This is a genomic window from Treponema sp. UBA6852 (genome assembly GCA_002449305.1).
In the GTDB taxonomy this organism is placed as follows: domain Bacteria; phylum Spirochaetota; class Spirochaetia; order Treponematales; family Treponemataceae; genus Treponema_D.
Map to the genome: position 1 here is coordinate 51,000 of DKDI01000045.1, position 13,660 is coordinate 64,659.

At 36.6% G+C, this 13,660-nt stretch carries 12 protein-coding genes; 6 read left to right on the plus strand and 6 right to left on the minus strand.

The features are described 5' to 3' along the window. Window positions 1–40 precede the first annotated feature (40 nt). Entirely contained in the window at window positions 41–1,417 is a 1,377-nt protein-coding gene (locus B3209_RS10240; RefSeq protein ID WP_296664721.1) for an MATE family efflux transporter, read from the minus strand. 86 nt (window positions 1,418–1,503) lie between these two features. On the opposite strand from B3209_RS10240, the gene B3209_RS10245 reads away from it, so the two are divergent. From B3209_RS10245 to B3209_RS10260, 4 genes are all read left to right on the plus strand, one after another. After that, entirely contained in the window at window positions 1,504–2,700 is a 1,197-nt protein-coding gene (locus tag B3209_RS10245; RefSeq protein WP_296664719.1) for a class I SAM-dependent methyltransferase, read from the plus strand. A 59-nt stretch (window positions 2,701–2,759) separates the two neighbouring features. After that, on the plus strand, window positions 2,760–4,541 hold the full coding sequence (locus B3209_RS10250) for a phospho-sugar mutase (RefSeq protein ID WP_296664717.1): 1,782 nt from the start codon (window positions 2,760–2,762) through the stop codon (window positions 4,539–4,541). Window positions 4,542–4,722: 181 nt separating this feature from the next. Further along, window positions 4,723–5,373: a 3'-5' exonuclease gene (locus B3209_RS10255; RefSeq protein WP_296664716.1), complete on the plus strand. Its 651-nt coding sequence runs from the start codon at window positions 4,723–4,725 to the stop codon at window positions 5,371–5,373. Between the two features lie 50 nt (window positions 5,374–5,423). Then, window positions 5,424–6,779: an MATE family efflux transporter gene (locus B3209_RS10260; RefSeq protein WP_296664714.1), complete on the plus strand. Its 1,356-nt coding sequence runs from the start codon at window positions 5,424–5,426 to the stop codon at window positions 6,777–6,779. 32 nt (window positions 6,780–6,811) lie between these two features. On the opposite strand, the gene B3209_RS10265 is transcribed toward B3209_RS10260, so the two are convergent. The 4 genes from B3209_RS10265 to B3209_RS10280 are packed head-to-tail and all read right to left on the minus strand — an operon-like array spanning window position 6,812 to window position 11,202. Then, complete coding sequence (locus tag B3209_RS10265; protein ID WP_296664712.1) at window positions 6,812–7,684, minus strand: M23 family metallopeptidase; 873 nt, start codon at window positions 7,682–7,684, stop codon at window positions 6,812–6,814. Window positions 7,685–7,731: 47 nt separating this feature from the next. Further along, on the minus strand, window positions 7,732–8,523 hold the full coding sequence (gene dapB, locus B3209_RS10270) for a 4-hydroxy-tetrahydrodipicolinate reductase (RefSeq protein WP_296664710.1): 792 nt from the start codon (window positions 8,521–8,523) through the stop codon (window positions 7,732–7,734). Between the two features lie 18 nt (window positions 8,524–8,541). Next, window positions 8,542–9,867: an aspartate kinase gene (locus B3209_RS10275; RefSeq protein ID WP_295795908.1), complete on the minus strand. Its 1,326-nt coding sequence runs from the start codon at window positions 9,865–9,867 to the stop codon at window positions 8,542–8,544. Between the two features lie 33 nt (window positions 9,868–9,900). Further along, window positions 9,901–11,202, minus strand: coding sequence for a DUF1015 domain-containing protein (locus B3209_RS10280; protein ID WP_296664707.1), 1,302 nt, complete (start codon window positions 11,200–11,202; stop codon window positions 9,901–9,903). A gap of 110 nt (window positions 11,203–11,312) precedes the next feature. Between B3209_RS10280 and B3209_RS10285 the strand changes: the two genes are divergently transcribed. Continuing rightward, the gene (locus B3209_RS10285) at window positions 11,313–12,746 is read left to right on the plus strand and encodes an RNA polymerase factor sigma-54 (protein WP_296664705.1); all 1,434 of its coding nucleotides are present in this window, start codon (window positions 11,313–11,315) and stop codon (window positions 12,744–12,746) included. 52 nt (window positions 12,747–12,798) lie between these two features. Here B3209_RS10285 and B3209_RS10290 read toward each other — a convergent pair whose 3' ends face one another. After that, window positions 12,799–13,089: an HPF/RaiA family ribosome-associated protein gene (locus tag B3209_RS10290; protein ID WP_296664702.1), complete on the minus strand. Its 291-nt coding sequence runs from the start codon at window positions 13,087–13,089 to the stop codon at window positions 12,799–12,801. A 184-nt stretch (window positions 13,090–13,273) separates the two neighbouring features. Between B3209_RS10290 and B3209_RS10295 the strand changes: the two genes are divergently transcribed. Then, window positions 13,274–13,588: a hypothetical protein gene (locus B3209_RS10295; RefSeq protein WP_296664700.1), complete on the plus strand. Its 315-nt coding sequence runs from the start codon at window positions 13,274–13,276 to the stop codon at window positions 13,586–13,588. The last annotated feature ends 72 nt before the right edge of the window (window positions 13,589–13,660 follow it).

Genomic DNA, 13,660 nt, shown 5'->3' on the forward strand with positions numbered 1-13,660 from the left:
ATGAGCCCGTTTCAAAGTCTATTAGTGTTAAAGCAGAATCTCATTGCTGTTCTTTTTTTACAGAAACTGAAAACTTCCGCTTGTAAAGTTTTGCAAAATAAAAAATTTCCGCCAAAGCTGTAATCGTCCAGGAAAATGAAAAAAGCAAATAAAGTGATTCAATTGTTTTAAAATATGCAAACACTGTAAAAATCCATGCAATTCTAAAAACACACGAGCCAAGAATAACAATTACAGTCGGAACAGAAGTCTGCCCAAGTCCGCGGGAAGCTGCAATAGTGCAATCCATAAATGCCGAAATGCAATAAGAGAAAGCCATTATCGAAAGCCGCTTCATTCCAAGTTCTACAATTGCAGGCTCTGAAATAAAAATCGAAATAAATCTTCTTCCAAAGACAAAAAGAAAAATGCCTAAAAACAATGCAAAACAGAACGAGAGTGCAAGACTTATAAAATAACTTTTTAAAACCCTGATTTTTTTTCCGGCACCATAATTCTGTCCTATGAAAGTTGAACAAGCCACATAAAATGCGCTCATAACATTATAGACAAGCGGATCTGAATTTGAAGCCGCGGAATTTGCAACAACCATGGAAGCATCAAAAGAATTAACTCCAATCTGAATAAAAAGATTTGCAAATCCAAAAATCGCATTTTGCATTCCAGCAGGAATTCCAATTTTTAAAAGACGGAAAAGTTTTGATTTACTGACCTTTAGCTTAGAAAAGCGCAACGCAAGAGAATCTTTTTTTCTGTGCAGTTTTATAAAAACAAGAAATGCTGAAACATAAAGAGCGACAACACTTGCAATTGCAACTCCAGCAATATCCATTTTAAAATGAATAACTAAAAGCAAGTCCAGTACAATATTAAAAATTCCAGAAATAAAAAGAAACAGCAAAGGCGATTTTGTGTCTCCTTCTGCGCTAAGAATTCCATTTCCAAAATTATAAAAAGCAAGGGCAGGAAGTCCAATCATGTAAATTCTAAAATACAAAACCGCGCCTTCAATAAGAACCGGCTTTGTGCTCATCAAATTCAAAACAGAGCGGGAAAAAACTATTCCGGCGGAACCAACAAGAAATCCCGCAATAAGACAGACAATTGCAGATGTATGAACTGTTTCGCAAATATCCTTTTCATTTTTTGCGCCTATAAAAAAAGCCACAATAACATTAACACCAGAACCGAATCCAATAAGAATTCCTGTGCATAAAAAAACAAGAATTACAGTAGAGCCAACCGAACCAACAGAAGACGGACTTGCAAATCGTCCCAAAACGGCAATGTCTGTCATGTTGAAAAAAGTCTGGAGAAGGTTTGTAAAAATGAGAGGCAAACTGAAAATTAAAATATTTTTTAAAAGCGGACCTTCAGAAAAATCTTTTTTTACTGTCATCTTTGTAACCCTTCCCATAGAAATATATCACTTATAATAAAAATGTAAAGCTACAAAAACATCGCGCTATCCTCAAAAACAAATGTTTGTGCTAATATAAAAATATGATTTTAAGCGCAGTATTTTCAAAGCCATCAAAAACTTGTCCGGAAATTTTTGGCAAGCCTTATATAAAAGTTCGAATCTGGAAAAATCCATCTTTTTCCGCAAAAAAACAAAATGAATTTCAAGCTGAATTTTTTACAGAAAAGCAGGCATTCCAAAAAAATTTCACTGCGGAACAAGCACAGGAATTTATTGAAAAGCACGCAGGAACAGCTTTTAAAAATTGCATTGTAAAAACGGACACCGAAGAAATCACAACAATGGCAAATAAAAAAGGCGAAATAAAAGTTTTTAGAAAGGCAGCAAAAAATTCTTCAGAGGAACAAAAGTTTTCAAATAATTTCAACCGAATAAAAAACTATATTTTGCAAAAAGGAAATCCAATTCCATTTTTAGTTGAACTTGGAGTTATGACAAAAGACGGAAAAGTGGTCGCGCAAAAATATGACAAGTTCCGGCAGATAAATAGATTCATCGAATTTATAAATGATATAATCGAAAGCATTGAAAAACTAAACGGAACTTCTTACACTCAAGAAAATCCTCTAAGAATTGTTGACTTCGGCTCAGGAAAATCTTATTTAACTTTTGCAGTTTATTATTTTTTAACTGAGCTGAAAAAAATTCCAGTCTGTATAACAGGACTTGATTTAAAAGAAGACGTAATAAAAAACTGCGATTCCCTTGCAAAAAAACTTAACTGCAAAAATCTTGAATTCAAAGTTGGAAACATTGCAGATTATTCATCTGAAAAAAATCCAGACATCATAATCACACTTCACGCCTGCGACACAGCAACAGACTTTGCGCTCGACTATGCTATTAAGCATAATGCAAAAGCAATTCTTTCAGTTCCTTGCTGCCAACACGAAATAAACAGCCAGCTTGAAAAACAAAAAATCAAATCAGAAAGCCCGTTCGCTTCAATTGAAAGATTTGGAATTTTACGTGAACGATTTGCGGCAATTGCAACTGACGCAATACGTGCAGAACTTCTTGAACAATGCGGATACGCAGTTCAGCTTTTGGAATTCATTGACATGAGCCACACTCCAAAAAATATTTTAATCCGCGCCGTAAAAAAACATTCAGACAATTTTAAACAAGAATCAAAAATCAGAATGAAAAGTTTGCTTAATGAACTTGGCTGCAACCAAGCATTGGAAAAACTTTTAAGCAAAGAATCAGAGCTATAGAAAAAAAAAATCAACTATGTTAGACTTAGTTAATTTTTAAATAAAAGGAAGCAGATATTATGGAAGAGAAAGAAATACTTGAAAGAGCTGCAAAATATATTGCAGAAGAAAAAGATGATTTTTTCCGCAAGGAAGTTGAAGATTTAGTTGCAAAAAAAGACATGGCCGAACTAGAAGACCGTTTCTATCAGAGCCTTGAATTTGGAACAGGCGGACTTCGCGGTGTAATGGGCGGCGGAACAAACCGCATGAACACGCTCAATATTTCAAAAGCAACTCAGGGTCTTGCAAACTACTTAATCAAGGCATTTCCAGAAGAAGCAAAAAACGGCACATTGAGCGCATGTGTAGCTTATGACAGCCGCCACAACCATGATAAATTTTCAGACATCACAGCAAGAGTTTTTGCTGCAAACGGAATAAAAGCGTATCTTTTCACTTCGCTTCGCCCTACTCCAGAACTTTCTTATGCAATCAGAATTCTTGGATGCAAAACTGGCGTTGTTGTAACTGCAAGCCACAATCCTCCACAGTACAATGGCTACAAAGCTTACTGGGACGACGGCGCTCAGGTTGTTGAGCCGCACGATAAAGGAATCATCGATGAAGTTAACGCAGTAAAAGAAGTAAAACTTATCGAAAAAGACGAAGCTGTAAAGACAGGAAAAATCGTTTTAATTGACAAGGAAATCGACGACAAATTCCAAGCAATGATAAAGTCAAATCTTTATCGTCCTGAACTTATAAAAGAAAAAGCAAGCAGCGTAAAAGTTGTATACACTCCGCTCCACGGAACAGGCGCAATGCACGTTGAAAAAGTTCTTGGAGATCTTGGACTGAATGTAATCACAGTTCCAGAACAGCGCGAAGGAAACGGCGACTTCCCGACAGTAGAAAAGCCAAATCCAGAAGAAGCCCCAGCACTTAAAATGGCAGTTGAACTTGCAGAAAAAGAAAAAGCTGATGTTGTAATGGCAACAGATCCAGATGCAGACAGATTCGGAACTGCATTCCCAGACAAAAACGGAAAATACGTTCTTGTTTCAGGAAACCAGATGGGCGCGCTCCTTGCAGACTATGTTCTCCTTTCAAAAAAAGAATTCAACAAAATGCCTGAAAAACCAGTTCTTATCCGCTCAATCGTAACTTCACCTTTCGTTGATTCAATTGCAAAAAAATACAACGTAGCCGTAAAAGAATGTCTTACAGGCTTCAAGTGGATTGCTTATGATGAAGGCCAGATGGAAAAAGACGGAAGCGGAAACTACGTATTCGGACTTGAAGAAAGCTACGGCTATCTTGTAGAAACAGAAGTACGCGACAAGGACGGAATATCAGCAGCCGCAATGTGTGCTGAAATGACTCTTTACTGGGCAAGCAAAGGAAAATCTCTTCTTGAGCATTTGAACGATATGTACAAGGAATACGGACTTTTTGAAGACCGCGCAATCAGCAAATATTTCCCTGGAGTACAAGGACCAAAAATTATGGGCGGAATAATGACAAAACTCCGCACAGAAGGCCTTACTTCTCTCGGCGGAAAGAAAGTTGTAAAAATCCGCGACATTCAGCAGCAGGTTGCTTTTGATCCGGCAAATCCATCCTCAAAAGAAAGTCTTCCTTGGCCAAAGAGCAATGTTCTTCAGTTCGTTCTTGAAGGCGGAACAATTGTAAGCGCACGTCCAAGCGGAACAGAACCAAAAATCAAGTTCTACATCAACAGCACAGTTCCTGTTTCCGCAAAAACAGACGAAGCTTTGGAAGAAGCAAAGAAAGCCGCTGACAAACTCTGCTCAGATATTTCAGAAGAAATAAACGCAGTTCTTAACGCAGCAGGCTGAATCTAAAAAAAAAACAACTGTATTTGAGGATGTCTAATAAGTTCAAAACGTCATTGTCGTACTTGATACGACAATCTCTAAATGGCTGTAATATATACATTTAGATTTTCGGGTCAAGCCCGAAAATGACAGAAAAGATACTTTTGGAACATCCCCAAATACCATTTTTTCAGTTCAACTTATGGCATTTAAAATCTTCAACAGCTTTAGAAATCTCGCAAAGGAATTTTATTCAGGAAAAACTTTTGTGGCATTTGACACAGAAACCACAGGGCTAAAATCTGAAAAAGAATTCATAATAGAAATTGGAGCCGTGAAATTCAATTGCGACGGAGTTATTGGAGAACCGTTTGATATTTTAATAAAGCCGCCTATAGAACTTCCGCAGTTCATAAAAGACCTTACGCACATCACAGACGAAATGATTTCATGCTGTCCATGCGCAAAAGAAGCTGTCCCGCAGTTTTTAAATTTCATCGGCGGAAAAGAAACAGTTCTTGTAGCACACAATGCGCAATTCGACTTAGGATTTGTAAATTCAGAGCTAAAAAGATTCAGCCATCCAGAGCTTCCAAACATCTGCATAGACACACTGAACGCTTCAAGATGGGCATATCCTGATTTAATAAAGGAACAGGAAAAAGGCCAGTACAGACTCCAAAGCTTGGCAAAGAGATTCGGAATAGAAGCAAAAGCCGCCCACCGTGCAAACGACGACGCAAGACTTTGCATGGAAATTTTTAAGCGAATAATAAACGACACGATGGACAGACAGAAAAATTTTTCAATAAGCAAAATCAAAAGAAATCCAGTTCAAATTGAATTGTTTTAAAATTAAAAATACTGATTGATAAAAGAAACAATTTAATATAACATTGGCGAATGTCAGAAAACATCAAAGAAAACAAAATGGGCGTAATGCCTGTAACCAAGCTTCTTTTAAATATGTCTTTGCCAATCATGCTTTCAATGCTGGTAATGGCATGCTACAATATTGTTGACAGCATTTTTGTTGCGCAGATAAATGAAAATGCGCTGACTGCCATATCACTTGCATTTCCTGTTCAAACACTGATGATTGCAGTTTCAATAGGAACAGCGATTGGCGTAAATGCGCTTCTAGCAATGAAGCTTGGACAGAAAGACAGCGATGCAGTAAACAAAATTGCCATGAACGGCATCTTCCTTTCAGTTTGCAGTTTTATTGCATTTTTTATCCTGGGATTTCTTTTTACAAAGCCTTATTTAAAAACTCAGACGGGTGACGAACAGATTATTCAGTTTGGAAGTGAATATCTAAAAATAATAACAATGGCATCTTTCGCGCTTTTTGTTTCAACAATGTCTGACAGACTTTTGCAGGCAACAGGAAGAACTTTTTACACAATGATAACGCAACTTGTAGGAGCAATAACAAACATAATTCTTGACCCGCTTATGATTTTTGGAATAGGACCTTTTCCAAAAATGGGAATGGCAGGCGCGGCTTTGGCAACAGTCATCGGGCAAATTTTTTCTGCGCTAGTTTCGCTTTATTTCAATCTGAAAAAAAATCCCGACATACATTTTAAATTAAAAGGCTTCAAGCCAAACTCTCTGATTATCGGTCAGATTTATAAAATCGGAATTCCTTCAATTCTTCTTCAGTCCATAAATTCTGTTACAACTTACGGAATGAATTTAATTCTTGGAACTTTCTCCGCAACGGCAATCGCAGTTTATGGAGTTTATTTTAAACTGAATAGCTTTATCTTTATGCCGGTATTCGGACTTACAACTGGAATGGTTCCAATTGTTTCGTACAACTATGGAGCAGGAAATGCAGAGCGAATCAAGAAAACTGTAAAGTCAACAATTTTAATTGCGGTTTCAATCATGGTATTCGGCATTATAATTTTTGAACTTTTTCCAGCGGAACTTTTAATGCTATTCAAGGCAAGCGAACATATGCTTGGAATTGGATGCACAGCAATGAGAATTATCGCACCAAGTTTTATCGGAGCAGCAATTGCAATTACGCTAGGCTCAACTTTTCAAGCTTTAGGAAAATCTTTTTTAAGCATGACAGTTTCTTTTGTAAGACAACTGGTTGTTTTGCTTCCTGTGGCATATTTTCTTTCCCGCACTGGAAAAGTTGAAAATGTCTGGTTTTGCTTTCTTATCGCTGAAATCTTTGCAATCAGCCTTTCAACATTTTTCATGCACAGAATAAAAAAGACAATGCTTGATAAACTTTAGTTTAGGTTTTAAAAAGAGGCCGGCAAATAAAGCTAGCCTCTTGGGGCTTTTGCAGGATCAATAGGATTTGACTTTTGAAAAACCATAAGGCAAATTTGGGTTGTGCCTTTTATGCTGTCTGTGCCTGCAGTTCCTAAAGAATCGCCAAACACAACATAATCGCCTTTGCGGACTTTTATAGAGCCAAGCCCAGAATAAACATAAATGTGTCCGGTTTTTGCCTGAACGAAAACAACCTGTCCGTATCCTCTATAATTTCCAACATACATAACAGTTCCAGCACGGATTGCCGTTACGCTTTCATTTTTCTGCGCGCTAAGCTGAACGCCGCTGACTTTTCCTTTCATGTAAGTTACAGTCGGATTCTTTACAGGCCAAGTTAAACTTGAGTCGCCTTTTTTTTCTGAATATTTGCGCGGATCACTTGAAGGCAAGCTAGGAAGAGAGGCTGAAGTATCAACAATCGTAACAGGAATTTTCAGACGCTGACCAGCCTTTAAAACTGTATCAGAATCAAAATTGTTCAACGCCTTAAGTTCTTCGACAGAAATTCCATTCACTTTTGCAATTCTATAGAAAGTATCGCCTTTTTGAACTGTATAAGTGTCAAATTTTCTTTCTGCGTTGGATAGACTTTTTGAAGTTGAAACTGAAGGCAAAGAACTTTTTTCTACATTCTTTTCCGGAATTGAAAGTTTTTGTCCAACTTTTAAAACATCATTTACAGTAAGATTGTTCATAGCGCAAAGCTGGTCTACAGAAATTCCATATTTGCGACTGATTGAATAATAAGTTTCTCCTTTTTCAACTGTATGAGTTTCTGCAAAAGAAAAACAGGCAGTCAAAAAAAGAATTAAAAGAAACAAAATATTTTTTCTATATGCAAATTTTTTAGTCATAATCATACCGTTAGTTTATCGGCTAATTTATGAAAAAAATTTACCTTAAAATTTTAAAACAATTCAGGAAAAACATCGTTCATGCCGTACAATGCCCCGGGCTTTAGATTGCCTTCTTTCAGCATAGAAAAAAGATTTTCCAAAGCATGAACTGCTCCGTTTGCAAATCCCTTGCGGCTTCTTGCTGTATGTGTAATTTCAATTGTATCAGCCTCGCAGTCAAAGAAAACTTTGTGTGTTCCCGGAACTGAACCGCATCTCGTAGAAGAAACGTGAAGTTGATTCGGCAAAGGCTTTTCCTTGAATTCATTTGTTACAATTGAATTTTTTCTTTTGAATTCAAAAAGCAGATGATTTGCAATTTCAAGCGCAGTTCCAGAAGGACTATCAGCTTTTTGATTATGGTGCATTTCCCAAATTGCAGCATCATATTCAGAAAATTTATTCGCAAGACGAGCGGCATCTTCTACAATTTTATAAAGGATATTTACACCAATGGAAAAATTTGCGCTTGTCATAATTGTTCCACCGCACTTTGCAGCAAGAGAAGCAATCTCATCTTTTTTGTCATTCCAGCCTGTAGTTCCAACTACCATAGGAATTTTCAAAGGAAGAAGAGCTTTTATATTTTCAAGAACAGAAGACGGATGCGTAAATTCAATTATTCCATCCGCGCCGCTAGAAACAACTGCCTCTGCAAGAGCATTGCCATCTCCTGCGGAAATTTTCACTTTGGCATCTGGCGCAAAAACATCAATTGTAGACACAACAGAATGTCCAAACGACAATGCGGACTGTTCAAGCATGTGTCCCATTTTTCCATATCCAACCAATGCAATTTTCATTATTAATCCTCCCAAAAATTAAGCAAAAAGAACTGAATGAATTGCTTCTACAGTTTTGTCCGCCTGATTAGTATCTACGAGCATGCTTATGTTAACCTTACTTGCGCCTTGGCTTATCATCTGAACATTTATTCCTTCTTTTGAAAGTCCATCGAATGCCTTTGCAATAATCACACTGGATCTTGAAGCATCGCAAATTATTGTAACAATCGCCTTGCCAGTTTTTACATTGACATCAGCAACACGTTTTAAATCTTCAATAAGTCCTGTCAAATCCGCTTTTCCATCAACAGTCAAACTAACAGAAACTTCGGAAGTCGCAATCACGTCAATGCTTATATTCCACTTTAAAAACTGATTGAAAATATGCGCAAGAAATCCGGCCGCGCCAAGCATGCGGCTAGACTGAATATCTATGAGCGTTACATTTTTTACTTTTGTAATCGCAGTAACAAGAGGACGAGTTCCTGTATGCTCTTCTACAATAAGAGTGCCGCGGCTTTTTATATTGTAACTGTTTTTTACACGAACAGGAGTTCCTGTTTTTCTGCAAGGAATCATACTGCGCGGATGAAGAACCTGACTTCCAAACATAGCAAGTTCCTGAGCTTCCTCGTAAGTTACTTCATCAACAGGGCGAGCCTCTTTTACAATGCGAGGATCTGTAGTCATAATTCCGTCAACATCTTTCCAAGTCTGAATTTCTTTTGCCCTCATTGCCGCGCCAATCATCGTTGCGCTCAAGTCGCTTCCGCCACGCCCTAAAGTTGTTATGATTCCATTTTTATCTTTAGCAATGAAACCAGTTACTATAGGAATTTCTTTCGATGTTCCATTTTTATATCCATCAAGATGTTTAGGAATATTTTCCCATACTTCATCCAAAAGCTCAGCCGCCATATAATTCGAGTCGCTCACAAATCCAATGTCCCAGGAATCAAACGCCTTTGCTTCAGTTCCAAGAGAACAAAGATAAGCTGACATCATGCGCACTGACATGCGCTCGCCAAAAGACACAAGGTAATCTCTGGTGCGCTTTGTAAGTTCATGCAGCATACTTATTCCTGTAAGAAGCGTTTTTAATTCGCCAAGCAATTCTTTTATTTCTGGAACAGAAACGCCAAGTTGTTTTTCTGTTTCAATATGAAGCCTTTCAATTTTTTCAATGTCAACAGTTCCCTTAACTGCCATGTCAGCAGCTTCAAGAAGATGATCTGTTGTGTCTCCCATTGCGCTTAAAACAACAACAGGACGTTCGTCTTTATATGCCTGAATTATTTCGGCTACATGTTTAATGCGGTCAGCATTTGCAACTGAGCTTCCGCCAAATTTCATTACGATCATAGCAACGATTATACTTAAGGATTAACTGAAAGTCTATCGGCTTAAAAAAAGTTTTCGGCATTCAAGATAGAATCTTTTTTCGCTGGCTTCTCCCATGCTGAAACTTTTTCGAGGCAAAGGTCCGCGGCTAGAAATTGTTTCAAAGAATGAATCTTTTGCGATTGGAGGAAGAAGAATTGAAACTGCATTTTTTTGCGCGCCAAGTCTGAAAACTTCTTCATTGCCGTGAATGTAGTCAATTTCAATTTCTTTGTTACAGGAAATAAATTCATCAAGTAACGGTTGAAGACGGCTTACTGCAAGTTCCTGAATCCTTGTTTTTATTCTAAAATATTTTTGTATTTCATTTTCTTTAAAAATAAATCCAAAATCCGCCTTGGATTTTTTTATATTTTGTCCCAAAGAATTTTCGCTTACTTCTTCTACAAGCACACCGTTAAGTTTTTCATTTAAAAAAGAAATCAACTTAGAAGCATTGCTATAAAAAAGAACACGATGAATCGGCTCAAAAGTCAAACCAGAATCATAAATATTAACAATTTCTACAAGAGCATAGCGCGCATTAAAATTTGGCGAATCAGAATTTTTACATTCGTCCCAAACAGCTTTTGCAGTTGCCAAAGAATGGTTTCCGTCTCCAACAGCAAACAAAAAAGAATTTCCGTCACTGTCAGAATTTTGCTTTTTTAATTTTTCAAGAGCAGAAGAAATTTTTTCAAAAGCTTCCGCAGATTTTATAGCCCAGCCTGAAATATGACCGGCATTCATCATCAAGTCTCCATCATAAACCGGAGGATTTTTTTTAGCTTCAATTCCAACTTCTTCTATAAGACAATGCTCCGGATCGTTTACCAAAAGCATAATGTGAGGAAGCTCAAGGGGCGCATTTTTTCTAATTTCCTTTCGCACAGGAATTCTTTCGGGAATAGTAGCTTCAGTGGCACGAATCAAGTTTTTTGAAAACGGCTTCCATTCATAAGTTTCCAAATCAATCGCAACAACAAGACCACGGCGGACTCTTCCGTAGCAAGTCTTTCGCTCAACATAAATAAATTCTTTTTCAGGCGAGTCAAAAATATTTTCATCAAGATATTTTTTCATTGTCTGGCGGATTTTTTCTATGCGTTCTTTTTTATCTGAAGAAGAAAGAAAAATTTCCGGCAAAATTAAATTCAAAGTAGAAGGAGAATTACCAACAATTTCTTCTGCTTTTTTCCAATAATCAAAATCCTGCGTATACTGATCGCACGCCACAACGCACCAAGTCTTTAAATCTTTTTTTCTGGGCAAAAGAATTTCTGGAATTCTTATTCCAAAGTGTTCAAAATTTTCCATAAAAAAATTATATAGATATTTTTTATTTTTAGCCATAAGAGAAAAACAAAACTCTAAATGCTTTTAAAACCAAAATTGAATTTTATAAAAATTGCAATTATAATTAAGCAATGACCAGATTAGAATTTCAGCAAAGACAGATTCAGTCTCAAATTCAAATAATGAGCCAAAAGCAAATTCAGGCTTTAAAACTTTTAGCCATGAACTCAAAAGATTTGAGTGAAGAAATTTATAAAGCTGCGGAAGAAAATCCTGCACTGGTCATAACAAAAGACAAAGCAAATTGGGACGGAACAAAAATATCATCAGCAACTGCAAGCGGAGAAGAAGCAAGTGAAAATTTTCAGGCGGCACTTGAAGCAAAAGCAGATGAGCGGGAATCTTTGCAGGAACATCTTTTGTCGCAGCTGAACGCAATGCGTCTTGGTGCAACTGAAAAAAAATTATGCGAAAAACTTATTTACAATCTTGATGCAAAAGGATTTTATATTCTTGCTCCAATTTCGCTTCTTGATAAAAAAGACAAACTGCAAACGCCAGGGCTTTTGGAAAAATGCATCGAAATTGTAAGGCAGCTGGAACCTTGCGGCATATGCGTTACAAATACAGAAGAAAGTCTATTCGTACAGGCAAAACAAAAAGAAAACGCGCCGCTTCTTGCAATTTTTATTTTAGACGGAAAATTAAAATTCCTTGATCCGCCGCGTCCTGAAAAAGTTCTGCAAAAAATTCAAGAATATCTTTTAGAACAAAAAAAGCTTTTTGCAAATTCACAAAATGAAAAATATAAAAATTTAAATCCTACAATTCAAGATGTAGAAAAAGCAATTGATTTTATACGGACGCTTGATCCTTTTCCTGCGCGGAATTTCAGCACAAAAGAAATTCATTTTATTTCTCCAGATGTTTACGTAGAAAAAATTCAGGAAGACTTTCAAAAAAATCAAATTGAAGACAATATTGTTACAAGCGGAAAAAACTCCTGGAATGTGCGGCTTGCAAAGGACAACTTTCCGCAAATTTCCATAAACCCGGAATTTTTAAAACTTGCAAAAAGCAATGCAAAAAATTCTTTATCAATAAAAACTGAAATTAAAAAAGCAAAAGATTTTTTAGACACTTTGGAATTCAGACAAAACACACTTTTAAAAGCTTGCATCGAAATTGTGCGGATTCAAACCGATTTTTTTCTGCGCGGACAAGGCAATTTAGTTCCCTTAAGACAGCAAGATATTGCAGACAAACTTAAAGTCCACGAAACAACAATTTCACGAATGGCAAACAGCAAATTTCTTCAATGTGAATGGGGACTTTTTGACATAAAATATTTTTTCACAAACGCCGCAAGCAAAAAAAACAAAAGTATAAGCCAAGACAAAGCAATGTCTGAATTAAAAAAAATCCTGAACTCTTCCGCCGGAAAAAAAATGAGCGACCAAAAACTTTCAGAGGAACTAGAAAAACTTGGAATAAAAATTGCGCGCAGAACAGTTGCAAAATACAGAAACAAGCTTAGCATAGATTCTTCGTATAACAGGCAATAAAAAAGGCTGCCCTTTTTAGACAGCCTGATTTTTTAAAGTTCAGATATAGAAACTACTTTTTCTCCTGGACCTTATCTTTTTCTTTCTTGATTTTTGTATCAAGAACATCCATCATTTTGTTAAGCGCAGCTGCAAAGTCAAAATCATCACTTGTAACATGAGCATTTCCGCCCCACCTAAAGTTAACAGTTGTATCAAAGTAAAATTTCTTGTCTTCCTTTACGTGCATAATCAAGTCAACGATAAGATTTTCAGCATAGCTTATACGTTCCAGTTTTTTGTTGATAAGAGCTGTCTGGTCTGAATCCAAAGTAAAGCCCTGTGCAGATATTGATTTTGTCATAGTTTTTCTCCTAATAAATATATTTAAATTCCGCAGCAAACTGCCGCCGCAATCTTTTTAAGATTACACTAATATTATACTACGAAATATTCCAAAAAGCAAAGAAAAGTTTTTTTATAAAAAACGCTTGACAGAATCCCGGGGGGGGGTACAATACAATATCCTATTTTTTCTGGAGGTAAATATGAAAAAAGGAGTAGGTTTATTGTTGTCTATGCTGATTTTGGCGGCAACACTAACAGGCTGCATTTCTATGACACCACTTAGTGATGCAGGGGCTTTTCCAGGTGATGCGCAAAGCTATGAAGTTCTTGGACGCGTAGAAGTAAAATCTTCAGCTACAAATTCTGGTTACAGCAAGCTTTATGCAGAGGCAAAGAAAAAGTATCCTGAATGCGATGATGTTGTAAATGTAAAAGTTGACGCAAAGAAAACAGTGTTCCTTATTTTTACATTCAACACTTACGACATGAGCGGAATTGCTATCAGCTATAAATAAATCTAAAAATTATTTATAGTAAACTGGCTGCCCCAAAAAGCGCATAATGAAAAAAACTTCATAATGTTCTTT

Bases quoted from the DNA above. Each gene is read 5' to 3' on its own strand.
- B3209_RS10290 (WP_296664702.1), bottom strand. From the start codon at position 13,089: ATGACAAAATCAATATCTGCACAGGGCTTTACTTTGGATTCAGACCAG.
- B3209_RS10275 (WP_295795908.1), bottom strand. From the start codon at position 9,867: ATGATCGTAATGAAATTTGGCGGAAGCTCAGTTGCAAATGCTGACCGC.
- B3209_RS10295 (WP_296664700.1), top strand. From the start codon at position 13,274: ATGAAAAAAGGAGTAGGTTTATTGTTGTCTATGCTGATTTTGGCGGCA.
- B3209_RS10260 (WP_296664714.1), top strand. From the start codon at position 5,424: ATGTCAGAAAACATCAAAGAAAACAAAATGGGCGTAATGCCTGTAACC.
- B3209_RS10245 (WP_296664719.1), top strand. From the start codon at position 1,504: ATGATTTTAAGCGCAGTATTTTCAAAGCCATCAAAAACTTGTCCGGAA.
- B3209_RS10240 (WP_296664721.1), bottom strand. From the start codon at position 1,417: ATGGGAAGGGTTACAAAGATGACAGTAAAAAAAGATTTTTCTGAAGGT.
- dapB (WP_296664710.1), bottom strand. From the start codon at position 8,523: ATGAAAATTGCATTGGTTGGATATGGAAAAATGGGACACATGCTTGAA.
- B3209_RS10250 (WP_296664717.1), top strand. From the start codon at position 2,760: ATGGAAGAGAAAGAAATACTTGAAAGAGCTGCAAAATATATTGCAGAA.
- B3209_RS10280 (WP_296664707.1), bottom strand. From the start codon at position 11,202: ATGGAAAATTTTGAACACTTTGGAATAAGAATTCCAGAAATTCTTTTG.
- B3209_RS10285 (WP_296664705.1), top strand. From the start codon at position 11,313: ATGACCAGATTAGAATTTCAGCAAAGACAGATTCAGTCTCAAATTCAA.
- B3209_RS10265 (WP_296664712.1), bottom strand. From the start codon at position 7,684: ATGATTATGACTAAAAAATTTGCATATAGAAAAAATATTTTGTTTCTT.
- B3209_RS10255 (WP_296664716.1), top strand. From the start codon at position 4,723: ATGGCATTTAAAATCTTCAACAGCTTTAGAAATCTCGCAAAGGAATTT.